The organism is Calditrichia bacterium (genome assembly GCA_020634975.1).
Lineage (GTDB): Bacteria > Calditrichota > Calditrichia > RBG-13-44-9 > J075 > JACKAQ01.
This window is the reverse complement of the sequence record JACKAQ010000001.1, coordinates 1,194,151-1,220,317: the sequence shown is the minus strand read 5'-3', so window position 1 is coordinate 1,220,317 and position 26,167 is coordinate 1,194,151. Positions and strand designations below refer to the sequence as shown.

Sequence of the window (26,167 nt, the reverse complement as noted above, 5' to 3'; positions counted from 1 at the left end):
AAATCAGAAAAAAAATGGGACATTTTGAATTGAATTTGAAAAAAAGAAAAATGGAGTCCGTCGGATGTCAAAGGTCTTTGGTCGTTCAATTAACCTACAAAAATGTATTGGCAGTGTGAAATAGATCACGCGATTGCTATTTCAAAAAATTGACGACGGTCACATGCAAATATGTTATTTCACCGATTTGAGATCCTGAAATCCACTCCAAAAATTAACGATATTGTTTTTGCGAAACCTCCGGCAATAAAACGGATTTCAAATCCGGCACTTTTTGGTAATGGAGCAGGCAATGCGTGCAGATAAATTTATCTGCGGCATCCATTTTTCCGGCAGCGATGTGATGTATCTTTTCGGCGTTCACTTCGTTGATTTTCGTCATCAGTCGCAGGTGCGCTTCGTAAAAACTGACTTCGTTTAAATCAGCAACGATGTCGCTGTCTGTCAGTCCGCCGCGATAATTGGAAAGCACACAGCACGCGGACAAATAACCACGATGATCGATGTTGAATTCGCGCATCTGCAATTGTGCGCACTGGAAAAACGGCGATTCGTTGTGATGATCACCCGCGAGATACACCGGAAGCTGATACATCTGCTGCAACCGGGCGATTTCTGATTCCACCTGCCGGCGTTCGGCGATGTTCATTACCATATTTGCGGCGACGGCATCGGGTGTTGGCTGGCAATGGGCAAAACCCACAGCGGCACAACCCAATTGTGTCGCCAGCCGAACCATCGCTTCCATTTCGTCAACATTCGTTTTTGTGATAACCATGTTGATGTGAACCGGAATTCCGTTGATTTTATACAGCGAAATCGCTTCCATCAATTTGCGGAACGAGCCGCTCCGTTTGCGGATGGAATCGTGCGTTTCAGCAGTTGCGCCATCAATACTGAAATTGACAAAACCGATCGCCGATTTCACAGGACGCAACTGCTCAAACGTCTTTTGATATTGCCATGCATTGGTCACAAAAGAGAACGAATAGCCGAAATCCGCCACCAGTCGGGCGATTTCGCCAAATTTCGGGTGGATGGTCGGCTCGCCGCCGGTAAAAGAAACCAGGCTTACGCTGTGATACGCTTGCGATTCCCGCAGCACTTTTTCGATGATTTCCGGTGATAAATAATGCGTTAGCCCGCCTTCATGGCGAATGCAATGGATGCAGCTGAAATTACATAAATTGGTCAGTTCGAAAATAATTTTGATGGGCTGATATCGGGAAGAATCACCGCGTTGCGAAGTGTTGCCGTTGTTCATGAACCTACCTGCTGTTGCTCATTTAAGGCCATTTCAGACAGTAGTTTACGCGAGACATCCGCTGGCGAAAGCAGCACATCTTTTCCGGCGATAAACCGGTAGCAACGCGATTGCTGCACCAGATTTTTGAGCAAATCCATGTGCGCAGGCGTTTGAACCGTGTCGTATGCATTGAGCGAGCTTTGCCGCAATAAGTGATACAGCGCATCCGATTTATTGATTGGTACCAACTGGCTTTCCGGCTGATCGACAATTTTGGGGAACAGCAGCAATTGCGGGGTCGATTCCTCTGAGACAGGAAATCCGTTAATCCGTTGCGGATCGACCGATGTTTTGGCATCGTTCAGGTGAAGTTTGGTTTTGGCGAAATGCGCCAGCACGTCCGGAAAAACCAGCAATTTCCGCCGGAGCGGATGCGCCACAATCTGCTGCAACGGGTTGTATCGCAGCAAAATGGAATCGTCTGAAACCGATTGCCAACCCTGCGAAAGCAGCGCCAACACCAGCGTCGATTTACCGCAACCGCTTTCGCCAATTACCATGCATGCCCGGTTTCCGGTGGTGACACAGCCGGCATGCAGCGCAAAAACATTGTGATGGCGCAGCAGCGACATCAGCGCCAGCAGCAGCAAATCCTGATAAACGATGGTTTCCGTTTGTGCGCCGTTTGCAAGCACATTTCCTTCGATGGTGTTTTCCTGCAAATTGACAAAGAATAGCGCATCCGGGTGATAAATGAAAATCTGATTGGCAAATCGCCAGATATCGATATCGTCAAAACGGGCATCCGGAAACGTTTCGGACGGAGGTTTTATGGGTGTAAGTTGTGAATTTATAAGAATTTGCAACGGCACACTGCAACCTGTCGGAAGTACAATTGGGAGCCCCAATGCATCGATAATCGACCGGAACTTTCCGAGAATTTCGGATGAATCAGCCGAGATACGAATTGAAAAATTTAGCAGTTGGAAATATTTTTCGGAATTCAGCTCAACACTCCAATGTTGTTTCATATGCGAAAAATCCGTTTTCCCGCGAAAAAGTCGGAGAAGAAAATACGTTAGCTGAAAAATTTTAGTGTGAATCGCGTCACGAAATGGCAGGTTAAAAAAAACGCGCGCTCAAAAAAGAACGCGCGTTGAAAAAATACTATCGGTAAAGGGGATCAGCGCATCGCCAGCTTTTTGCCGATTGATTTTGGCAGCGCATCGTGATGCATCAGTATCGAAATGGTTTTGGCGCGAACATACGATTCTGACATATACACATAACCCTCGTGCCCGCGGTCTTTGGTTCCCCAGGAATTTTTGGTGATGTAATATTTGGTCCCGTTCTGATCTTTTGTGATACCGGTGATATGCATCAAATGGTCGTCGGTGGTTGCGTAATTTTCGAAATATTCCTGCCGCAAAGCCTGGGTCACATCTTTTTCCGGCGATGGCGCGTCGAACAACGATTTTTGCTCTTTTTCGGTCATATCGCTCCAGTCGATCAGCGGCAAAATGGCAATGCCTTTTTTATTGTTGAATGTTTTTTCGCTGACATCGCCATCCCATCCGACGGTGTAACCGTTTTCCAGCGCGTTGTCCATCGCTTCCATCAGCTCATCCAGCGGCACGTTGAAATAGAGATTGTTTGCCCAGTTGTCGGGAATTTCTACGGCAAATTTGCTGTAAAACGGGTGATGTGAAAAAGAGGTAAGCTCAATATAATCAGTAGTTTTAAAGCCCAGTTCAGCCGCGAAGGATTTGGGTGTGTAGGTTTTTCCGCGATAGTCGAATGTTTCCGGAATTTCACCGAGATATGCATCCAGCACCGCTGCAACCGCTTTTTTCCATACCTTGCTCAGCTGTTTGCCTTTGTTCGCCACAATCGCGTCCAGCATGCTGTTCAACACCGCATCCATTTCCTGATGATTGTGTTCGGAGTAGCCCGCCAGTTTGCCGTTATACACCGCTTCCGGCACAACGCCGTATTCTGCGGCGATACGCATCATATCGCCGGAAAGGCTGCCTGCCCCAAGCTGTGCGCTACCGTGGCGCTGGACATAATTCAGTGCTTTCTGCGGATAAATATTGCGAACAACAAACATTTCGGACAAATCGTGTTCGCCTTTGCCCATGCGCAACAGCTCCGATTCCAGAAAAGAGCTGGTTGCAAAACTCCAGCAGGTGCCGGTTTTGGATTGGTTTTTGATGGGCGTCGCATCCAGATGGGTTGCGGTGGTGAAAACGAATCCGGCAGAATCAGCCTGTGCAGCCAATTGTGACAACGGAATGCCGAGCAGCGCAATTATCACCGCAATGAATGTACGAAAATTTTTGACGGACATATGTTGACTCCTTTTTAGTTCAGTGAAATATCAGGAAATCAATTTAAGCCAATCTGTTAAAATGGAAAATCAAAAATTTGGATTTTTGGGCATAAAAAAACGCCTTCCGGTTGCGAAAGGCGTTCTGAAAACCACATCTGTTCAAATGTAATTACGACGGTTGTTTGGCAACCCACTGCATGCACCAGCCATCCGGATTGATGGGGCCTTTGATAATCTGGCAACCACCACAGGTTGCGCCATCTTTGGGTTCCACATACAATGCGCAATTGTGACACCATTTTTCAGCTTCTTTGGATTGGGAAGTATACTGGAACGTTCCGCGCATATTTACTTCTGCCTCGGTTAATCCCGACAAATCGCCACAGGGGTCTTCTGCCGGAGCGGCCTGCGCTGCGGGTGCCGGTTCTGGTTTTGCTGCCGGTTTGGATGCAGTTTCATTTCCACCACCACCGCACGAATTTAACAGGCTTCCTGCGCCTAAAACACCAATACCAAATAATCCCAGACGCTGTAAAAATTCTTTACGAGTCAACTTGTCCATAGCGTCTATACTCCTTTTGTTGATGGGTCTGATTTAGAATTAAAAAGCACGATTGCTTTATTATTTCGATGTAAATGACTATCTGAAAAAATCAATAATCATTCTTAAATAAGAATTATTACTGCAAATATAGGCGATCGGGCAATTAATGTCAACGGCAAGTTGCGGATTTCACAAAAAAGAACGGTTAGGAATTAGGGGTTGGAATCAGTGATAAATGGCTGATTTCCGGGCGGCAGTTGATGCGAATACCCCGCACATTTCCGATGCCCCGGGTGATGTGCAGCCAGCGATTTTCCCAGCGATGCAACCCTTCGACAAACCGTTTGTCCCGCACCGGCGCAAACGGTGCACCGATCAGCGGAAAGCGGATTTGCCCACCGTGAGTATGTCCGCAGAGCAGCAAATCCCATTCAAACGGCTGGATGTGCGTTTTGGTATCCGGATTATGCGAGAGCACAATTTTGGGTGCGGAATGGCTTTCCGGCGACAACTGTGCAAAAGCTTTTGGCGGATCAATTTCACCTGCCCACCAGTCAGATAATCCGATAAAAAACAATTGGTTATCGTTGAGGATTTTGGAGTTGTGCGCGTTTTCCAACACCGTAATTCCGGCGTTGTTGAGCACATTCCTCACCGGTTCCGGTGTTGCATATCCGCCCCGCCGGATTGCCCACTTGCCGCCATCGTGATTGCCGAAGCAGGCAAAAACCGGTGCAGCATCGCTCAGTTTTCGCAGAATCCGGCTGTATTCCCGTTCATTGGAAATATAGGTGGAAGTGAAATCGCCGGTGATGCAAACAACGTCCGGTTGTTGTGCCAGCACCATCTCAATCGCGCTTTCCAGATAAGACAGCAAAACAACCAGCGAATAGTGCAAATCGGAAATATGCAACAATTGAACCGGACGGCTGATGTGCGGTAACGGCACTTCGCGCCGGGTGATCTCGATCCAGCGCGGCTCAACCAGCGTACTGTATCCGGTTGCGCTAACGCCTGTGGCGAAAATGCTCGTCAAAAATTGTCTACGGGAAATGGATTTCATTGGGCGGCGGTTTCCGGTGTTAATACTGCGGTTATAAGTTCAGTCCATTCAATGATATATCGCGTTTTTCTTTTGCGGTTTATCTTCAAAGAATATACAGCTATCCCTAAAAAATGTTCGAAAAACAGCGTATTTTTTTCAAAAATTTATTGCGGCACGCTCGACGAAAACGTCGCAATTTGGCACAGCTTTCCGAAAGTTAACAATTTTAACGTAGCTAAGTTCAATAAAAACAATGCTTGCATTTTCACACCCCATTTGGTCGAGCCTTCGCCGCGCAGTTTGCCATTTTTTTACACCCATCGAAAAAACACTCAAGCTCATGTAAAACAATAGTTTAATGGCTTTTTTACGTGGCTTCGACAAATTTGGCATCCGTTTTGATTCATTGACCAGCAACGGAAAAACGATCAAAAAAGGAGATCAACAATGAAAAAGATATTGAAATGGACCGGGATTGGATTGGGTAGTTTGCTGGCGCTGGTGCTCATTGCTGCGGCGGTTTTGTACGCAATTGGCTCATCAAAATTTAATAAATCGCACCAAATAAATGTTGAAACCATCGCTATTCCCACGGACTCGGCTGCCGTTGCCAGAGGCGAGCATCTGGTGATGACAATGGGTTGTGTGGAATGCCACGGCAACAACCTCGCCGGTAATTTATTTATCGATGAAGCGCCGATGGGTAAAATTTCTGCATCGAACCTCACGAGTGGCGCTGGCGGCATTGGCAACAGTTATTCGGACGCGGATTGGGTGCGCGCCATTCGCCACGGCGTAAAGCGCAACGGTCAGGCGATTGTGATTATGCCCTCCAATTTTTATCTGGAAATGAACGCGAAAGAACTGGGCGATTTGATCGCATACCTGAAACAGACGCCGCCGGTGGATAATGTTTTGCCCGAACGGGAAATGGGTCCCATCGCGCGGCTCATCAGCGGGCTGTCCGATGAATTGCTGCCGGCAAATACCATCGATCATTCTGTTGCCATTCCCAAAGAAATTCAGCCGGAAGTAACGGCGGTATACGGTGAATATAAAGCTATCATTTGCCGCGCCTGTCACGGTGAAAATCTCGCAGGCGGATTGGTTCACGGCCCGCCCGGAACGCCGGCGTCCAAAAATATCACGCCGGATGCGGAAAGCGGCATCGGTAAATGGAGCGAGGCAGATTTTTTCAGTGCGGTTCGCGATGGCGTGCGTCCCAACGGAGAAGAAATCAATCCGGCAATGCCGCGTTGGGTGGGTAATATGACGGATGATGAATTGCGGGCGATTTGGCTGTATTTGCAAAGCGTGCCGCCGGTGTACACGGATTTGGCGAAACAATAAATTTGGCAATCGCAAATTTAATTAAAACAAAGGATTAGTGATGAAACTGTTTGTTATCGATTGTAAAGCGAAAATACTATTTTTCTGTTCCGGAATGGTCTTTTTGATAACAGCCGCATTTGCACAGGTACCTGGAATTCCCGGAAATATAGCCTATTTCAAATATCAAACCGAGCTGCATATCACGGAAGCGGATGGCAGCGACGATCACGTGATCTGGACAAACCCGGTGCCATTCTCGCCCTTTTTGTCCGGGATTATCGATTGGCGACCGGACGGACAGGAGCTGGCATTCAACAGCGGTCACGAGTTGATGAGCTCGGTGTATTTCAATGATATCTGGGCGATCAAACCGGACGGCAGCGACTTGCGACGAGTGACCAACGCACCGAAACAATCAGATTTATTCAATATGCCCAAAGGCAGTGTGATGGTAACGGTTTCAAATTCCGTACTCAATACCAGCAACATCTTTTTTCTTTACATTGACGGTGCGGATTCTGCCTATCAATTTGTCCTGAATCCCGGATTTCAGGTGGATATCACTCTGGCAAATGTTTCCGATTTTGGCAATGTTCAACAGCGGATTGTGGTGTTTAATGCATCCAAAGCCTGGCTGCACGCATCCGGTGTGGATGTGCAGGCCGGGCAAAATGTTGCAGCTTCGGCGTCCGTAAACATAACGGCAACCGGTGGTGTCTATTTTTCCGGTGAAAATCCGCAATGGCGCCACGATGGCTCCCAAATTGCCTACATTTTGGGTGGCAGCATTCCGCAGGTGATCGATGCGAACCCGCCGCTGTTGAGCGTCGGCGGCGATCTTTTCCCGCCGAATTATGTTTATGTCAGCCAATGGGACTGGTCGCCGGTTTCCGACGATTTTTTGGCAAAAGATTTTTTTGGCTCCGGCATCTGGAAAATAGATGGAGGATCCTATGCCACAACCCAACTGGTTCCGGCGGATACCGGTGATATTTACCGTCTGGAATGGATGCGCGACGGCTCCGGGTTTGTGTTCAGCATGTCCAATTCGCTGAATACGTATTCGAATATTTTTCACTATCGTTTTAGCGATGGACAGGTTACACAACTCACTGATTTTACAGATGTTTACGCCACAGATCCGACCGTTTCGCCGGATGGTCAATGGATTGCATTCACCAAAGAAATTCCCGGGGATACCGTTAAATTGGAAATTTGGGTGCAAAAAATGGACGGCAGCGAAGCCTGGCGACTGGCTACGGACGCGGCTTTCCCTGCGTGGGGTCCGGCGATTACTACAGGCATGGGCGAAACGGCGCCCGTAGGGCTGCCGGAAAAATTTGCGTTGGAACAAAACTATCCGAACCCCTTTAACCCGTCCACAACGATTGCGTTTTCACTGGTGGAGAATGCGATGGTTATTTTGAAAATTTACAATAGTTTAGGTGAGACTGTTCGCACATTGGCAGCCGGGAATTTTTCTGCGGGCACACATACTGTTAACTGGGACACTCGTGACGATGGCGGGAAACGGTCAGCGCAGGCGTTTACATTTACACCCTGCAAAGCGGCGAGCAGCGCATCAGCCGGAAAATGTTGTTGGTGAAGTGAGCGAGGTCTGTCGGTTATTCGGAAACGCCGGGAGTTTTTTATATTTCCGGCGTTTTTACTTACTAAAAAACAACGCGTTAAACAAGCTGACTTCCCCGGCGAAAAGGGTCAGTTTCAGCGCCATTCGGGTGAGCATAAATAGCTGTTGCATCAAAAATAAAATGGTAATGGTAATTGTACCAGGATCGCTCAGCCAGTTGGAAAAGGGGTTGTAAAACAGCAGCAAAATGATGCCGATCAGCCACACCGCAAACGTCAGTGTGATGGTGCGCCGCAAATTGCCAAAAACAAACCCAAAGCTGCGCGAAAGCGCCACCCGTGTGCTGCGTTCGCCGGTTTGCACAATGTAAATCCGGGCGTAATCGAACAGCAGATAGCACAACACAATTCCCAAAAATCGCAGCAACAGCCGCAGCCAGGAGCCCCAATACAGCACCGATTCGTAAGCGTCATCCCCAAAAATGAGATCCTGCAACCCGCTGAGTCCCGCGGTAGGCGCAACCACCAGCAGCAAAAATACCGGAATCATCCATAAAAATAACCGCAGAAATCGCCCGAAATTATTGGCGGCGCTGCCCCAAAAATTGATCGGTGCATATTGGGTGTGGTGCACAAAAATGTGAAACGCACCGCCGGAGAGAAACAAGCTGCCCACCCAATAAATAATCCCGGCGACGACAAATGTGCTCATCAAAATATCGCTGAGTGCGGAATTGTTGCTAAAAAATTCGATCAGAAAATGCGGGTCCAGCTTACCCGCCAGCGATCCGCCCATCAGGCTGCTGCCGATAAAATCTTTCAGCGTGCCGCGCCACGGAATGGTCAGCAGCACACCTGCCAGCAGGTTGAATAAATAATAAATGAGCAGCACCCGCCGGTGTCGCCACATTTGCCGTAAGCCTGTCCGTAAAAACGCGAATACCATTAATGTTCTCTGTTATTGTGCAAAAATTGTCATCAGGTTGAGCAATTCCGGCTGATCCAGCAAAAACTGCATCCAGAACAGCCAGCGTGCAGAAAGCTTGTTCGCACCGCTGTTGTGCGGTTCGATTGCCCGGCTGTTGTTTGTAAAATTGACGTCCATTACCAAATGGTGATCGGGATCGACCGTTGCGGAAACAATTTCGGCAGATTTGATATAGCTGAATTTCTGCCAATCTGCTTCCCCGTCCCAATTTTCCCGGATGGTTTCGCCGTCGGAAAAAACCACTTCGATGGTTACCGGAAAAATAAAATCGCCGAGCCGGCGCACGGTAAAACCGCTCTCAAACAGTTCGGCGACGGTGGTATCTGCATCGCCGGAATCTGCGACAGCCACGTTTGCGGTATCCACCGGTGCGGTTGCCGTCGGAAAATCGTAATCAAAACCCATGTTGCTGCGGTGTCGCCGGGTGAATATCCGCTCGATGCTGTAATCCATTATCCGGGTGGTGTACAGCGCCTGATCAAAAAACGGCTGCAGGTTTTTGCCGCTGATTTCGTTGACGATATCCACAAAATCCTGCGATTTCGGATGCCGGAATTTCCAGCGCTCAAAATAGGTTCGCAGAATGTTCCGCATAACGTCTTCGCCGAGCATGTTATGTAATGACTGAAGATAAAGCCCGGGTTTCTGATACGAATTGATTGTGTAGCTGCCGCCGGAAGCATACTGCCAACTGTTTTTTACAATGGGATCGTTGTCCGGAACGAGCAGAAACTGTAATCGTGAAAAATGTTCATCGCTGATTTGCACATCGAGATAATCCACAAAATTGCTGCGCGGACCATACAAATGATTCATTATTTGCAGCTCGGTGTAGGTGTTGATGCCTTCATCCAGCCAACTTTCCTCAAACTCGTTGCTGGCAACCATTCCCTGCCAGTAATTATGTCCGAATTCGTGGATGATCACCAACTCGGGCAACCGGATGCCCTCGGGCATGCCGTAATGCGTGCCCACTGTGAACAGCGTCGGATATTCCATGCCGTCCACCGCGCTCGCGCCGCGTCGCGGATCCACCACGGTGATGTTGGGATACGGGTAATCGCCATACCAGTTCTGGAATGTTTCCACAGCGGATTTTGCGGCTTCGATGTGCCGCGCGCCCTGCGAAACGTGATCTTTCTGGATGAGCGCCCGAATTTCCACATCTTGCGCCGTGCCTTTGAATTCCACAAATTCCGGGCTGGCGGTCCATGCGAAATCGTGAACGTCCTCCGCGTGATAAAAATAGGTGATCGTCCCATTTTCATTTTCAGCCGGAGTGCCGACTTGCACGCCGGTTGCGCCGAGCAAATAGCCGGAGGGCACCGTCATCCAGACATTGTATTCGCCGAAATCAGCAAAAAATTCGCTATGATAATGAAATTGATGACAGTTCCAGCCGTTTTCCGTCCAAACACCGATTTTCGGAAACCACTGTGCAACGAAATAAAATTCATCGAGCGCACCGGTTCTGTCAGCCGGCGGATCGGGCAATTTCACCAGAAAATCGAAAAACAGCGATATCGTTTCGCCGGGCAAAACCGGACGCGGCAGGGTTACGCTGAGCACGGTTTTATCTTCGGTGTGTTCGGGAATATCGGGCTGGATAAATTGCATCGTTGCGGTGACATCCAATCCCGGCAGCGCGTTCAGCGGGCGCTCGGCCAGCCGTTGCAGCAGTTGCCGGTCAGTGGCGGATTTGGGGGAGGGGAGCATCGCAATTTTATTGATATCGATATAGCCCCAGCCAGACTCGTTTTCCGTGTCGGGTAACCGCCGCCCTTTTTCGATCATAAACGTCGATTCGCTGTTGCGAAATGCGTTCATATATAAATGAAAGCGCAGTTCCTGCACGGTTGTCCTGCCGGGGTTTGTCCACGTAAGTATTTGTTTTCCCGTAAGTTGATCGGTTTCGGTATCCAGATCGGCAATGATATCGTAATTGGCAATGCGCTGGCTCAACGGCGGGTTGAACAATACCGGCGGGTTTGCCGGCTGCCCGAATAATTGAAAAATGCTCCCCGAAAACAACCAAAAAAGGGAAGCAAAAAAGGTGCGGTTTCGCAAAATGATTCTCCGTTATCCCCAAATGTTGGCCAAAAAATACGCAATTCGGGCAATCTTTGCAAGTGCCGTTGAATTAGAGTTGAGGGATCGTGCCAATATCCTAAGTCTGTTGCAGAATTGGTGGAAACGTGTTAATTTTCAAATTCAACATCGCAACAACGGAGGAGAAAAACATGCGACTGTATTGGAGACAGAGACATTTTCAACCGGCTTGGGCTGCAAAATGGATGACGATTGCAGCTACGATGCTATTTTTATTGGGATGGAATGCAGTAATGGCAGAAGAAATGTTCAAACCCGAAGATTTATTGCGCATGAAAAGCGTGCGCACCGCGGAAATCAGCCCTGACGGGCAATGGATTGCCTACACCGTCAGCGTGCCGCGCGAACCCGGTGACGCGCCCGGCGGTGCATATGACGAACTGTATGTGGCGTCCACCGCAACCGGCGAAAGCCGCCCGTTTATCGTTGGCAAAGTGGATGTGCTGAAACCGCAATGGCACCCGTCCGGAAAAGGCATTTCCTTTTTGATGCGCCGCGATGGCAAAACCACCCAGGTCTGGCAAATTCCGCTGAACGGTGGCGAAGCGCAGCAAATCACCGATTCGCCGACCAGCGTGGAAGAGTATCGCTGGCAGGAAAACGGCAAAGTGCTCGGCTATATTGCCGAAACTTCCGCAACCGCGCGGGAAAAAGCCCTCAAATCCGCGGGCTATGATTTTGTTTTTTATGAAGAAGAGTGGAAATTCCAGAACATTTATCTGGTGGATGTGGATGAAAACGGCACCGCCGGCGAACCGCGCCAGATCACCAAAAACATCAACGTGTGGGACTTTGAATTCGCGCCGGACGGCAAAACCATCGCAGCGTCGATGTCGCCGAAAAATTTGATCGACCATCGCTACGCTTTCCGCAAAATTTATCTCACCGATGTTAACGGCAGCGCCCCGAAATTGTTTGTGGATAATCCCGGCAAACTGGGCAATTATGTGTTCAGCCCGGACAGTAAACATCTGGCGTATGCCGCGGCAGTCAGCCAGAAAGACCACGCCGTAAGCCAGGCGTTTGTAAAACCGCTCGCCGGCGGCGACAGCAAAAACCTGACGCCGACAAACTTCCGCGGACACGCCGAATGGGTGGGCTGGAAAGATAACAGCACACTCTATTTCCGGTCGAATGAAGGTGTGGAAACCACCCTTAGCGAAATCAAAATCAGCGCGGCAAACGGCGATTCGCGCACGGTTGTGCTCAATTCCGCAACCACCGGCGTGATTTTCAACGATCCCTCGATGAGCAGCAAAGGCATGGCGTTTGTCGGTGAATCGCCGGAATTTCCCGGTGAAGTTTTTTACGTTGCTGCCAAACAATCGAAAATGAAGCGGCTGACCACCCAAAATCCCTGGCTGGCGGAACGCACCCTCGGCAAACAGGTTGCCATCCGCTTTAACGCCCGCGACGGGTTGGAAGTGGAAGGCTTGCTGATGTATCCGGTCGGTTACGAAGCCGGGAAATCGTATCCGTTGTCCGTTCAGGTGCACGGCGGACCGGAATCCAACTACTCCAACGGCTGGATCAGCCGATACGCCAATCCCGGTCAGGTGATGACAAATATGGGTTATGTGGTGTATTATCCCAACTATCGCGCAAGCACCGGCTACGGCGTCGAGTTTGCCGCTTACGGCTACGGCGATGCGGCAGGCAAGGAATTTGATGATATCGCCGATGCGATCGATCATCTTGTAAATATTGGACTTGCAGACAAAAATCGTGTCGGGCTGGGCGGCGGATCGTATGGCGGATTCGCCTCCGCGTGGTTCGCAACCTATTACACCGAAAAAGTGCGTGCGGTGTGCATGTTCGTAGGCATCAGTGACCTGATCAGCAAACGCGGCACCACCGATATTCCCTACGAAGAGTTGTTCGTGCACTCCGGCAAAAAACTGGAAGACATGTGGCAGCAAAGTCTGGAACGCAGCCCGATTTATCATGCGCACAAAAGCAAAACTGCCACGCTCATTTTTGGCGGAACTGACGATACCCGCGTTCACCCGTCGCAAAGCCAAGAGCTGTATCGCCGCATGAAAATGAACGATCACCCGGCGGTTCGGCTGGTGCAATATCCCGGCGAACGCCACGGCAACGCCAAACAAACCGGGCAGATCGATGTGCTTTATCGCATTCTGGATTGGTATAATTGGTATGTCCGCGACCTGAAACCGCTGGGCGGTGCGATGCCGCCGCTGGATATCAGCGATAAATATGGCATTAAATTGCCGGAATAAAATTGATCGGGGCGAGCTGCGGTTCGCCCCGTTTTTTATTGGAATGAATCGATGAAAAAATCCTTAAAATTTTTATTTCCGGTAATCATTTTATTGTTGGCCGGCTGCGCAAAAACGGAACCGGATGCCCGGCAAATTGTCGATGCAGCGATTGCAGCACACGGCGGTGACGGCTATGCCAACGCCACAATCGATTTCGATTTTCGTGGAAGACATTACCAATCTGTGCGCAACGGCGGCGAATTTCGCTATTCACGCGCGTTTGCGGATTCCACCGGCGAAGTGCTGGATGTGCTTGATAATTCAGGATTTACACGGTCTGTAAATGGTGAAATAATCGCGCTCAGCGCGACAGATTCCAGCCGTTTTGCCAACGCGCTGAACTCGGTGATTTATTTCGCGCTGCTGCCGTTTCCGCTGCAGGATGCTGCGGTTCAGCCGAAAAAACTGGCGGACGAAACCATCAACGGACAACCGTATCACACAATTGAGGTGACATTTCAACAATCGGGCGGCGGCAAGGATTTTGAAGATGTGTTTATCTACTGGTTTCATCGCGAGCGCAACACGATGGATTATCTGGCATACAAATTTTACACGGACGGCGGCGGCATCCGCTTTCGCGAGGCATTCAATTCGCGGGTGGTTGGCGGCATTCGTATCGCAGATTTTCACAATTTCAAACCGCAAAATTCCGATTTGCCGGTGCAGGAAACCGCAGCCGCATTTCAAAAAAATGAGCTGACCAAATTATCCGAAATCGTGCTGGAAAATTTGTCCGTTTCAAAAAATTAATCCAATTATGATTTTAAGGCGCTTCGTGAAGCGCCTCTACGTTTTCCTTAATCCTTTAACCTATATCCTAAAAATTATGAACTGTCCAAACTGCCAAAAACCACCAATGACATTCCGCCAATTTGCCATGCGGCTGGTGCCGGTAAAAGCGATTTGCCAACACTGCGAAACAAAGTTGCAAGGTGATTTTTTCATCAAAACCGCATATTACGGCGCGCTGATTTTTGCCGTTTTGTTCGGTTTGCGCATCATGAATTTAAAGGAAATGTTGGGATGGGATTACAGCACGGTTGTGCTGGCGGTTGTCGGATTTGTGGTGGGCACCGTGCTGATCATCGGCGGATTCGCCTGGAAATTTGGCAACTACCAAAAAGATGACGGCTAAAATACCGGGCGTCCACCGGCGGTTTTGGTCAATTTCAAATCCCGCAACATGCTTTCTTTCACCCGGATTTCCAATCGATAATAGCTGAAATTTTTGCCCGGTGACCACGTGAAATCGAGTTGCCAGCAGTGTAAATCCCTGGAAATATTGAAGTTCTGGGTGATGATTTCCCGCTCTTTTATGTTGATCCGATTGCTGTAGCGTATTTGCCAGCCTTTGGTAATTTGCAATTGCCCGTTCATACTTGTATCAAATCTGCGGGTGATGCTCCTGTCATTTTCCGCATACGAAAAACTGAAATTCATACCGATACGCCAGGGAATATCCAGCGGTTCAAAATCCTGATAGCGCGGATCGCCGGGCAATCGCTGGTTGCCGTAAATGTCGGGGGTATTGATTGCCGCCAGCGAATCTGCATCTGCATCTGCATCTGCATCGGCTGACTTGTCCCCTTTTTGCGGCGGCGTGATGTTGAGCTGGTATGTCACCGATGTGCGCCAGTCCAGCAAATGCGGCAGCGAAAAACCGTCTGCCCACACAAAATCATTCCGGCGACCCAAACCGTCGAAATCTTCTTTGTAAAAACTGTGGTTGGCGTTTGCGGTTATGTTCAAATTTTTCAACGGTTTGGATTGAAAAGATGTGGTGATGTTACTCCATTTTAGGCTGTCGCGGGCAAAATTATAGGATGTCCCAAAATTTACCCTGAACAAATCAATTTTCTTCTCTTCGCCATCGCGGATAATTTTCCCCTGAAAAAAGTTGTTGACGCTGATGTTCAAATTGCGCTGTTCGCCGCCACCCGGTGTGCCGCCGAATGCGTTGTTGGCAAATTTATCGCGTTTCGCGACCAGATTACCATTGCCGTCGCGCACTTCCTGAAAATAGCCAAATGCTTCGTCTGTGTAATCCGGCGCATAGCTGAACCCGATGCTCGGGTCCATTTTGTGGCGAACCACTTTCATCGGCGAAAACGGGATTTCGAACAGCCCGTACATCGTGGTGCTTACATTCGCGCCGATGCCCGTCATCAAATGCCGCGCCTGAAATCCGCTGACTGTATCGATTTTTGTGGTTTTGGTGGAATCGTCGTACGTGTATTTGAGATAGTCTGGCACCCACAATTCCTCAAACCCGATGCTGGGCGCAAAGTTGAAATATTTCAATACTTTAGTGGAAAAAGACGGGCGAATTAAATGTTGCCAGCCGGATCGATTGGTGCGGTTAAAACCGGTGCGATTGTCCAAAGTATCGCGGATTGCCGTTCGGCTGACCGAGTTGCGCAAATTGCTCGAATAGGTGTAGCGAATGTTGTGATACCAGCTTTTTTCGCTGCCACTACTGTTGAACAGGTATTTGGACGGCTGGCTGTACGACAGATCCGGAAAGGTGTAATCGAGCTGCTCGGTTTGCAGATTTTCGGTTCTCCGGAAATTCATTGACAACGATCGCGAACCCGGCAAAATCTTGCGAACGCTGACGTTAGTGGTCAGGGTTTGGTTGGTGCGCTGCTCAAAATCGGAGTAATTCTGCAAAAAACTTTTGCTGCTGACAAACCGCCCGTTGCCATTGATGGTAAGGGTTTGCCCGATTTTTTGATTGTGGTTAAACGCCACCTGCCATGCTTTGGTGCTGGCACCGGTTGACAAATCCTTCGGTTGATAGGTGCCGTTAATTTTGCCCGTCATATCGTAACGTCTTTTGTAATTCAGCTCGCCGGAAAACAGGAACCCACGGCGTTCGTAATACGAATTGAGATAGGTAAAATCCCAATATTGGCTGGGCGCCCAATAATATCCGAATCGCTCCAGCGCCCGTCCGCCGGCGCTGGTTTCTGCGTAAGTCGGCAAAATGATGCCGGAACGCCGCCCGCGCTGGAGCGCGAAAATGGCAAATGGCACGCCGATAATCGGCACATCGGCGATATACAGCGTCACCGGTTTGGCGACCGCCACTTTTTTCAGCCGGACGCGCATTTGTTTGCTGCGGAAATAAAAATGGGGATGTTCCTCGTTATCGCAGGTGGTGAAATAACCGTCTTCGATGAGCAGCGTTTCCTGTCCGATTTTGCGAATATCCTCACCTTTGTAATATCCCGGCGACATTTCTGTGCGCCCTTCCAACACTTTTCCGCGATTGTTTTTGAAATCATATTCCAGTTGAACACCGCGAATCGGGTCTTCGCCTTTTTCGGTGAGCACCGGAAAATCGGTGAACACCGCGTTGCCCAGCGAATCCGTAGAATCCGCCACACCTTTGGCGAGCATCCGGTTGTGCTTCCAGTCGATATCGACCGATCCGGCGGTGAGCGTCGTATTTTGATATTCGATGCGCACTTTTCCGCGCAAATAAGTGGTCTGTTCGGGGATCGAAAAAGAGATGTCATCCGCCCAATATTTGACCGGACCTTCCACATTGCCGCGCCGTGCATCCGGTTTTGCTTTCAGCGAATCTGCGGGTTGGGTTTGGCGAGCCGTTGTGGAATCAACCGGTGCAATCGGCACCAGATCCTGGGCAATCGACGATGTCGAAATCACCAGCAACGCGAGCAGCCCTAACACCCATTTATGCACCAAACCTGATTGGGAAACCGGATTCAAACGAAAATCACCCATTTTTTAGCTTGCAATTTCACGATATTTGCAACATTTTTCTGCCTGTAAAAAGCCAAAATTAAACTGAGTAACTTAAGATACCAACCAAAATTAAAGGAAGTTTCCGGGAATCGGGATATTGTGAAAATAGGTGTAATTTGCGAAAATAAATCCGGTAGCAAATCCGGATGTTTATCCTTTACCCTTCACCTTTTTTGTCCTTTCCGATCCCCAAAAAACTTGAGCACATGTCCTATATTTACGGCAGAAATCCGGTGCTGGAAGCGCTCAGCCAACCCGGCACCATTCAAAAAATTTATATTCAGCACGGCAGCCAGCCCGGCAAAGTGAGCCAGATTTACAGCATCGCCCGGAAAAATTCGATTGCTATTGTGAATGCCGATCCCGGCAAACTGCGCCAGATGGTTGGCGATGTGAATCATCAGGGAATTGTTGCGCTGATCGCTCCGGTGCAAGTGTTTGATTTATTGGAACTTGACTTGCCCGTAACCGCTGTTGCGCCGATGTGCCTGGTCATCGCCGATCGCATTCAGGACCCGCACAATATGGGCGCAATTATCCGCAGCGCGGAAATTTTTGGCGCGAACGGCGTCATTTTTTCCACCCGCGAAAACGTGCCGATCACCGAAGTAGTGGTGAAAGCATCCGCCGGCGCTGCGCTGCATTGCCCGCTGTATCGCGCGGATAACCTCGTGAAAGCGGCGCAATGGCTCAAAGAAAATAACGTGTGGATTTACGGCACCGCCGTCGACGCCGGCGATACGCTTTGGGATGTCGATTTCCGGCGGCATTGCGCCATCGTCGTTGGCAGCGAGGAAAAAGGGATTCGTACGCTGCTGGAAAAACAGTGCGATCAAACCTTCCGCATTCCGCAAATCGGCAAAACGCAATCGCTGAACGCATCGGTTGCAGCCGGCGTTGTGCTCGCGGAAATGGTCCGGCAAAGGTCACAATCATAAATTCAATAAGTTCTTAATTTATTATTCTATTGAAGGTGCTACTAGATAATGAAAGACTATTATGATATACATACATGGACTGAGAAACCAAACAAGTTCTTTAAATACATTTCAAATAAAGATAAATCAAAAATCAAATTAGAATGGCAATCTCCTTTAAATATTGATACAGTTAAAATTTTTGCTCTTTTGAAAGATACTATTTCTCAAAAACCAAACGGCTTTTACTCTTTTGTTCAGCAAGGTTTACCTCTTGACAATATAATATGGTGGGATTATATCTAGAGTCAGATAAAGGTTTTATTCATATTTGGCGCACAGCATCCGTTTTAGAAGCAATGTACCATTTTGAGGATGGCAATTTTGATTTAAATAAGTTTTTACATTCCAACATTAATAAATACAGTAAAAATATAAACGATACAATCTCAAAATTTGAAAACATACAGTTTATATTAATCACTATCGTAGTTATAAAGATTGTGTTGAGTTTCTGTGGAAAGAGATTGAAACTCTAAATCTCACTCCTCCACTCAGCCCTGAAAGACATGTAATCGATGAAGCTATTTACAATCCTTATAAAGATAATATTAAGCGTTTCATTGACAACAGTGTTAAATTCCACACCCTTGGCAAATCTCTTGTTCTCAATGCTGCGTTTCAGATAGAATCATTTTGAACTTAGTTATTCGCTTAGGGGCATCTCCGAGACTTAAAGAATACCCGACGTACTAAAAACATCTGAACTCATCCTTCAACGATAGGCTGAAAAACCTCAAATTCTACTCGGAAATTCTAAATAATGATATCGATCTGGAAAACAATGCAATTAAGCAAACCAAAGAGCTTATGACACTACGAAATAAATATAGCATTTTGACGAAAGTTCTGTTTATAATAAAATAGGAGAAGTATTTTTGACGGTGACTATCCATTGCATCCAATAGCTGAAGAAACACCTGCAGTTGACTTAATAATAAAAATTTTTCATCGACCTGATTTTAATACAGTCAAAAAATTGTACGAAACATCCAAAGAATTCAACGATTATATTCAAAATTTATTTGTTCCTGAGTTTAAGGAATCAATTATTTATTTGGTTGGGAACAATCCAATTGGTTACAATGAAACTAGAAAAGTTTACTCAGCAATATATAATCAACTTGCTGTTGATTTTTATATACCCTTTAGTGAAGAACAAAAACAATAAAGTGAAGTAGGGAAATAAGAAGAATGGTTTCAACAAGATGATGCATATTTAAAAATATGTTTTGTCAACTAACTAAGGAATTGAAATTAATGTATTTAAAGGAATTTGAACGACTGGTAAACATCATGACGCGATTGCGCAAGGAGTGCCCGTGGGATCGCGCCCAAACGCCGGAAACGCTCCGGCAATATATTCTCGAAGAGGCGTACGAAACCATCGAAGCGATTGATGCGCAAAACTGGGACGAGCTGCGAAAAGAGCTGGGCGATTTGTTGCTGCAAATCGTTTTTCAGGCTGAAATAGCGCAGGAAAACGGTCGGTTCGAGCTGTCGCAAGTGATTGAAAATATTAACAATAAGTTGGTCGAACGCCATCCGCATGTTTTCGGCGATGTAAAAGTGCGCAACGCCGCAGATGTCGCCACAAATTGGGAACAAATTAAGGTAAAAAGCGAGAATCGCACATCCATTTTGCAGGGTGTGCCCAAACAGCTTTCCGCATTATTGCGGGCGCAGCGGCTGCAGGATAAAGCTTCGCAAGTCGGTTTCGATTGGGATAATTCCGCCGATGTGCTGGCAAAAATCCGCGAAGAAATTGACGAAATTGAAGCCACCGAAACGCCGGAAGAATTGGAAGATGAACTGGGCGATCTGCTGTTTGCGCTGGTAAATTACTGCCGTTTTCGAAAAGTGAGCGCGGAAGATGCGCTGCGCAGCACCACCAATAAATTTGTGACCCGCTTTCAATATATCGAATCGCAGTTGGCGGCAAAAGGCGTTAAGCCCGCCGATGCCACGCTGGATGAAATGGAAGCGCTTTGGCAAGCCGCCAAGTCGCTGAAATAACTGAACTTAGTGAAATTAATTATGTTGGAAAACCTGGTCAATTTTTCGCTGATTTTTTCGATCAGCTGCAATGTGATGTTGCTCTGGCTGCTGTTCCGGCAAAAAGAGCGACTGCCCATTTTGCAACTGACATCGCTGTTTGCGGTGCTGCTGATGATCGATCAGTTGCTGGTTTTGCTGCTGCTGAACCGCGTTTTCCCGGAATTCCAGACGGTGCTCAGCCGGGGACATCTCGCGTTGACATTTGCCATTTTGGGCGGCGCGCACGATTTGTCATCGCGATTTACAACCGCCAAATCGCTGCCAGCCTGGCGTCGCCGGGAATTTTTACTCGGGGTTATTGCTGCTGTTTTTGCGTTGCTGAGCCTCAGCGGTGTGTTGCCGGAACAATCCGGTTCGGCTATTTTGCCGGTTTCGGAAGTAATTGTTGCGTTGCTAACTATTTATTTTATAACGGTTTCCGGATTTGTTTTTTGGGAAATTCGCCGACGGTTCCAACGGGCGCGCGATCCGGTTACCCGTGTCCAGATCGAACGGATTTTATTCGGCTTGCTGCCGTTGGGCATTTTTATGATGGCCGGTTTTTTTGTGATTCCGTTGCTCAGCTTCGGACACATTTTTTTCTTTTCTACCGCAATGCCAATTATGCTGTTGCTGCTCATCAGTCTGGTGCGGTTTCAGTTGCTGGAAGTTGAGCAAAAACAGGAGCTTGTCATCCCTGTTTTTCTGTTTTCTTCGTTGCTGGTCGGGTTGTTTTTTCTGCAACAGCATCCCATTCGATCCATATTGATTATCGCCTCGGCAATTCCCTTTATTTTGACCGCAACAGCTGTCGGGCATTTGATGATTGAATATTTGCAACGGCTGTTCCAAACCGCGCCGGTGGGACATGAGGAAGTGTTCGATCAAAATGTCGAAAATTTTTCCGACGATTTGGGAAAACTGGTTACCCAACAGCAGTTGTGGGCGTTTCTGGCTGAATTTTACAAAGAAAACCTGCATACGGATAACGTGGCGGTTTTGGTTGCAAAGGATGATATTACGCCATTTGAAATATCACACATCGAAGGTTTTTCCCCGGAATCCATTGAACAATTGATTCAGCCCGGCAGGTCGCTGGTGATTGACCGGTTGGAGCACGAACGTCAAATTATCGTTCGTTCCGAGCTGCCGCTGGATACTGCGCTGAATAAAGTGCTCGGCGATGCGGGTGTGCTGCTGACGATCCCGATGTTGGCAAAAGCGGAGCTGATCGGATTCATTTTTGTGGGCGGATTTTCGGACAACGCGCTGCCGCCGGTATCCCGGCGAAATTTGCGGGTTTTCCGGATGATCAGCGCGCAGGCTGCGGTTGCGCTGGAAAAAATTCGCACACTGGAAAGCATGTTTCAGGCCCAAAAAATGGCCGGATTGGGCATGTTTGCATCGCAACTTGCGCACGATTTCCGCTCGTTCATCACGCTAACGCGTATGCAAATGAAGAAAAATCCCAATCCACGATTGGAAAAACACGCCATTTACATGGAAAAAATGGTCAACGATTTGTTGAATTACGCCCGACCGCAGGAGCTTTCCCAAAAACATGTGGATATCAATCAGGTCATCGAAATGAGCCTGGATATGGTTGATATTCCCGAACATATCACCGTTGAAAAAAATTTCGATCGGAATTTGCCAAAGTTGATGCTGGACGTTGGGCAGTTGCGGCGCGTGTTCACCAATTTGTTCGAGAACAGCGTTCGCGCCATGCGCGTGAATACGGCGGGACGGATTAAAATTACCACCAAACCGTTGCGCTCCATTTCCCGGCGACACCCGAATCCCTGGGTGCATGTGGAAATTCTCGATGACGGCGTGGGCATCGAAAATGAATATCTCGAGCGCATTTTCGACCCGTTTTTTACCACGCGGAAAGACGAGGGCGGCAGCGGTTTCGGGCTGGCGATCGTGAAGCAGATCATCAACCGGCACAACGGACACATCGATGCCACCAGCCGTTTGGGACGTGGCACTGTGTTCAATATCCGGCTGCCGTTTCAGCCGGAATCCGGCAACGGGCAGGTGACCGCGGATGAATCCCCGATTAATAAACCCTCCGAAATTTCCGGTGACGGATAAAATATCCGTTAATTGTTTACAAATATTAATTCCGCATATTTTACTATAATCCACGAATACATTACTTAAGCTTGCTTCGACGATTATTTCCCCCCAAAAAGTATTGTTAGAAAAAGACTTTTTACTCCTGATTAATCTTTGGAGTTTTTGGTATTGTTTTTTTTAATTCCATTCGATAATATTTTCATGAGAAAAATAGTGCAACACCTTAAAGAGCACCCGGAAATTTTTTTTATCTAGAATTGTGGAGAATCTAAAATGAAGCGCGAGTTAATTGCCGATCTGCTACTTTGTTTTATTCTTTTAATTTTTAGCGGACAGCTTGTTCGGACAAACAGCCGAGTTGCAATGGGAACACGTGTACGGCTCCGGGCAATTTGGGAATACTCCGCTAACGCCAATTGATTATCAGGCAGATTCAAACGGAAATATTTATATACTTTCGCGAGCAGAAAACCCGAATGGGGTTTTGGTTATTCTCGTTTCTAAATTCAATTCGGGGGGTGCTCAAATATGGCAAAAATTTATTGAAGTTGAACCAAACACAGTTCATACTTTAAAAGGAATGGCGTTCGATGCAGATCAAAATGTGTTGATTTTCGGCTCTGTCCAGCTCTATCCAACACAATCAGAATCGGACATACCTTTTCTAATCAGGTTAAATCCGGCAGGCGAAATAACCGACCGAAAATTATTTGCGGATATTATCCAGTCATTAGCGCTGAGCACATTGAAATTTGTTGTTGATTCACAGAACAATATTTTTTTGATGAAACTTGCTCAAAGCGGCACTGCTTTCGAAAGTGAAATTATCATCAAAAAGCTATCGGCTGATTTTACGGAGATCGATTCCATTGTGATTAACGATAGCCAGGCTTTTCTGGATTGTTCACTTCAGCTGGATTCTGATGAAAATATCATTTTAAATTATTTTCTACCCGGCTATTCCCAACCTGATCCGGATCATCTTAAAACCACCAAAATCAGCAATAATCTTGAAATTCTATGGTCGAATCTTGATGAAATTGCCTTGTCAGGTTTTGATAGTGTTATTGATTCGGAGAATTCAATTTACACGATTACAACAGACTTAAATCCGGATAGCAGCATGACCGGCGGTGGAATCTCAATCGGCAAACTTACGGCTGATGGGGTGTATTCGAACGTCGGATTTTACCCGGAAATTGTTGTCCGACAGAAGCCGCAAATAGAACTGGGCAACGAAGGTGGATTATTTATTGGTGCGTTAGCCAGCAATCTCGCAACATCCGAAATTATTGGTTTCCTTAAAAAAATTGCGCCAAATGGCGATGTTGAATGGAATTATCAATTCGTGATCGAAGATGCAGCAGGTTTGCTCCATTTCATCGTTGATGCAAACAATAACACTTATCTTGGTGTAACTCATGATTCTTCCAATATAATTTCCCGGGAATTGCATAAAATTGATGCAAACGGATCGCGCGAATGGAAATTGTCTGTCGATCGCCCGGATGGCATCGGTCTTGTAAATGTCTCAAAAAAATTGATTTTAACACCGGATGGGTTAATACACGAATGTTCAATTTTCCCGGCAATAAATGTCACTGACGCGAATAATTACATCAAAACATTCGACAGCAGCGGGAATGTCATTTGGGAAGCATTCGAAGATGTGCGAGTATCCAGCGATTTCGGGGAAAAACTGTTGCGATTATCCAACGGGCAGTTTGTTGCCGGTGGCATTTCGAAACGGGAAAAAGGGCTGTATGAAGACATATTGATAAATAAAGTCGATACCAACGGACAATTGCTGTGGCAATATATAGAGCAGGCGGATAGTTCCGAAAAATTAAACCTGATCGATTTCGAAACAGACGATGACGGAAATATTTATATTGCAGTCATCGAAGACTACTTCAATAATCTGTTTTCGATAACAAAGCTAAACAATAGCGGACAAGTGATTTGGCATCAAAAATATCCGGGATTCTCCGGCACCGCCACAATTTTTACCGATATGGTAATTGCACCCAATGGTTCAATATATTTATGCGGCTACACAGAAACGAGTTCAGATGTTGATTTTATTACAGTTAGCATTGCCGCCAATGGAACTGAAAACTGGGTGCGCTATTTCGACAGTAACAGCGGAACTTTAAAAAATGACTATGCTCAAAAAATACTGTTTCTGGAAACCGGCCGAATTATCGTTACGGGGTTTACAAAATACCAAAATCTTGATCATTTAATTTCAACAATCGCGTATGACACAAACGGGACTTTACAATGGGATGAGCTTTATAATTTTCCGGGCGACACCAGATTCGACAACATCCGGTTATCAAACGATTTGGAAAATAATATCTACGTCAGTGCTTATCCAGATGGTAATTATAATGATCGGAAAGACGCATTTGTGTTAAAATATGCGGCCGGTTTTCAGCCCGGCGATTCGATAAGCTGGGTGTTTCCGGAGGTTGATTATGGCGCTTCACCGGAATTCACGATAAGAGATTTGAAAATTTTTGATAACAAAATATTTATAACCGGAAAGGTTGGACGGGAATGTTATCTGGAAGCCATTGATAGTTTGGGCAACAGAATCTGGAAAACAACCGTACCGGAAGTTCGTGAAGGGCTGAATATTGGATTTGATAATTTGGGAAATATGGTGGTACTCGGCGATGCGCCTTCAACCAGGCTTTTGGTTTTTGCCCAAAATGGCACATTGCTTGAGGTGATAGATCCTGAATTTTATGAGGAATTTAACGTTTTTAGTTTTCCACCAGTTGGATTGGTTGTTCAGGATTCGCTGATAACAGCGTTGTCAAACCGGGGATTTGGTGCTTCCCCGCAATCGTATATGAATGTGTATCGATATCGGCTGAATGGATTGGCGGACCCGCCAAATCTGAACCTGTCGATATTTGCCAATCCGGCAAATAACAGATTTGTGGATCTGGTATTAACCACCGACAGGGAATTATCCGAGCAGCCATTCGGAAATGTGGCATTTGCCGGTGATACCAATCAGGTTACGCTGCAAGCATTGGATGAGCCGGAACGGGTATTCAGCGGCGCTTTTGAATTTGCGATGAAGGGCGTGCATGTAATATCCGTCGGTGGGACGGCAATAAATGGCGTCGAAAATATGGTGACACGAACAGTGAATATCCAATACGCGATCCCCGAATTGCCAATGGTGTTACCGACCCCGGACAATGCGGTAGTGTTCGAAATCCCCGGAAAAACCATCGAAGCTGAACAATTATTTTTTGCCGAAAGCCGGTTGGAAAACGATGGTTATATCGCCAGAACTTCGCTAACACCGACTATCGCAACAAATGCGACGCTGAAAATTTATCCAAAAAAGCTAACTTTTTCGGATGCAAAAACATTTGAAATTATGCGTAATGAATCCGGTGAATGGGTTTCGACCGGCGTTCGTTTCGAAAGTGATGATGCATTGGTTCAGCTTTCAGAATTTGCCGGCAATGAAATAAAAATCGTTGCCAAAAAGAATTTGAATGACCTCGAAGCCAGTGTCAGCAACGGATTTGAGCTTTTCCAGAATTATCCCAATCCGTTTAATCCAACAACGAATATCAGTTTTTCTCTGCCGCAAGCAACCGATGTTTCCATTCGTATTTTTGACCTGCAGGGGCGGCTCATCCGCGAATATAACGTTGCCGGAAATTCCGCCGGGATGTATAAAATTCAGTGGGACGGCAAAAACAACCACGCCCGGAATGTGGGCAGTGGTTTCTATTTTTACCAGCTTTCTTCGGAAAACACAACGCTGGTTCGAAAAATGCTTTTGATCAAATAGCAA

At 47.2% G+C, this 26,167-nt stretch carries 19 protein-coding genes; 11 read left to right on the top strand and 8 right to left on the bottom strand.

The genetic code is table 11. The annotated features are described in order from the left end of the window. Positions 1–214 precede the first annotated feature (214 nt). The 5 genes from H6629_04865 to yaeI all read right to left on the bottom strand — a co-directional run bounded on the left by H6629_04865 (position 215) and on the right by yaeI (position 5,185). A complete protein-coding gene (locus H6629_04865; protein ID MCB9067122.1) occupies positions 215–1,264 on the bottom strand; it encodes a radical SAM protein in 1,050 nt (349 codons plus the stop codon). Beyond that, complete coding sequence (locus H6629_04860; protein MCB9067121.1) at positions 1,261–2,277, bottom strand: hypothetical protein; 1,017 nt, start codon at positions 2,275–2,277, stop codon at positions 1,261–1,263. The genes H6629_04865 and H6629_04860 overlap by 4 nt, the downstream gene beginning before the upstream one ends. 152 nt (positions 2,278–2,429) lie before the next feature. Continuing rightward, positions 2,430–3,596, bottom strand: a complete 1,167-nt coding sequence (locus H6629_04855) for an aminopeptidase (protein ID MCB9067120.1) — start codon at positions 3,594–3,596, stop codon at positions 2,430–2,432. A 151-nt stretch (positions 3,597–3,747) separates the two neighbouring features. Further along, positions 3,748–4,140, bottom strand: coding sequence for a high-potential iron-sulfur protein (locus H6629_04850; protein ID MCB9067119.1), 393 nt, complete (start codon positions 4,138–4,140; stop codon positions 3,748–3,750). Positions 4,141–4,327: 187 nt separating this feature from the next. Then, on the bottom strand, positions 4,328–5,185 hold the full coding sequence (gene yaeI / locus H6629_04845) for a phosphodiesterase YaeI (GenBank protein MCB9067118.1): 858 nt from the start codon (positions 5,183–5,185) through the stop codon (positions 4,328–4,330). A gap of 429 nt (positions 5,186–5,614) precedes the next feature. On the opposite strand from yaeI, the gene H6629_04840 reads away from it, so the two are divergent. Continuing rightward, positions 5,615–6,517 carry a cytochrome c gene (locus H6629_04840; GenBank protein MCB9067117.1) on the top strand — a complete coding sequence of 301 codons (903 nt, stop codon included), beginning with the start codon at positions 5,615–5,617 and terminating at the stop codon, positions 6,515–6,517. Between the two features lie 40 nt (positions 6,518–6,557). Further along, positions 6,558–8,105, top strand: coding sequence for a PD40 domain-containing protein (locus H6629_04835; GenBank protein MCB9067116.1), 1,548 nt, complete (start codon positions 6,558–6,560; stop codon positions 8,103–8,105). Between the two features lie 60 nt (positions 8,106–8,165). On the opposite strand, the gene H6629_04830 is transcribed toward H6629_04835, so the two are convergent. Continuing rightward, positions 8,166–9,035: a hypothetical protein gene (locus H6629_04830; protein MCB9067115.1), complete on the bottom strand. Its 870-nt coding sequence runs from the start codon at positions 9,033–9,035 to the stop codon at positions 8,166–8,168. A gap of 12 nt (positions 9,036–9,047) precedes the next feature. After that, a complete protein-coding gene (locus H6629_04825; protein MCB9067114.1) occupies positions 9,048–11,144 on the bottom strand; it encodes a M1 family metallopeptidase in 2,097 nt (698 codons plus the stop codon). Between the two features lie 173 nt (positions 11,145–11,317). Between H6629_04825 and H6629_04820 the strand changes: the two genes are divergently transcribed. The 3 genes from H6629_04820 to H6629_04810 all read left to right on the top strand — a co-directional run bounded on the left by H6629_04820 (position 11,318) and on the right by H6629_04810 (position 14,606). Further along, positions 11,318–13,426, top strand: coding sequence for a S9 family peptidase (locus H6629_04820; protein ID MCB9067113.1), 2,109 nt, complete (start codon positions 11,318–11,320; stop codon positions 13,424–13,426). 51 nt (positions 13,427–13,477) lie between these two features. Then, positions 13,478–14,221: a hypothetical protein gene (locus tag H6629_04815; protein ID MCB9067112.1), complete on the top strand. Its 744-nt coding sequence runs from the start codon at positions 13,478–13,480 to the stop codon at positions 14,219–14,221. Between the two features lie 106 nt (positions 14,222–14,327). Further along, a complete protein-coding gene (locus H6629_04810; GenBank protein MCB9067111.1) occupies positions 14,328–14,606 on the top strand; it encodes a hypothetical protein in 279 nt (92 codons plus the stop codon). On the opposite strand, the gene H6629_04805 is transcribed toward H6629_04810, so the two are convergent. Then, on the bottom strand, positions 14,603–17,221 hold the full coding sequence (locus tag H6629_04805) for an LPS-assembly protein LptD (GenBank protein MCB9067110.1): 2,619 nt from the start codon (positions 17,219–17,221) through the stop codon (positions 14,603–14,605). The genes H6629_04810 and H6629_04805 overlap by 4 nt on opposite strands. A gap of 227 nt (positions 17,222–17,448) precedes the next feature. On the opposite strand from H6629_04805, the gene rlmB reads away from it, so the two are divergent. The 6 genes from rlmB to H6629_04775 all read left to right on the top strand — a co-directional run bounded on the left by rlmB (position 17,449) and on the right by H6629_04775 (position 26,164). Continuing rightward, complete coding sequence (rlmB, locus tag H6629_04800; protein ID MCB9067109.1) at positions 17,449–18,180, top strand: 23S rRNA (guanosine(2251)-2'-O)-methyltransferase RlmB; 732 nt, start codon at positions 17,449–17,451, stop codon at positions 18,178–18,180. A gap of 48 nt (positions 18,181–18,228) precedes the next feature. Then, positions 18,229–18,465 carry a hypothetical protein gene (locus tag H6629_04795; protein ID MCB9067108.1) on the top strand — a complete coding sequence of 79 codons (237 nt, stop codon included), beginning with the start codon at positions 18,229–18,231 and terminating at the stop codon, positions 18,463–18,465. A 649-nt stretch (positions 18,466–19,114) separates the two neighbouring features. After that, a complete protein-coding gene (locus tag H6629_04790; GenBank protein ID MCB9067107.1) occupies positions 19,115–19,390 on the top strand; it encodes a hypothetical protein in 276 nt (91 codons plus the stop codon). 89 nt (positions 19,391–19,479) lie between these two features. Beyond that, on the top strand, positions 19,480–20,235 hold the full coding sequence (mazG, locus tag H6629_04785) for a nucleoside triphosphate pyrophosphohydrolase (GenBank protein MCB9067106.1): 756 nt from the start codon (positions 19,480–19,482) through the stop codon (positions 20,233–20,235). 21 nt (positions 20,236–20,256) lie between these two features. Then, positions 20,257–22,353, top strand: a complete 2,097-nt coding sequence (locus H6629_04780) for a hypothetical protein (GenBank protein ID MCB9067105.1) — start codon at positions 20,257–20,259, stop codon at positions 22,351–22,353. 769 nt (positions 22,354–23,122) lie between these two features. Further along, positions 23,123–26,164: a T9SS type A sorting domain-containing protein gene (locus H6629_04775; GenBank protein ID MCB9067104.1), complete on the top strand. Its 3,042-nt coding sequence runs from the start codon at positions 23,123–23,125 to the stop codon at positions 26,162–26,164. Positions 26,165–26,167: the final 3 nt, after the last annotated feature.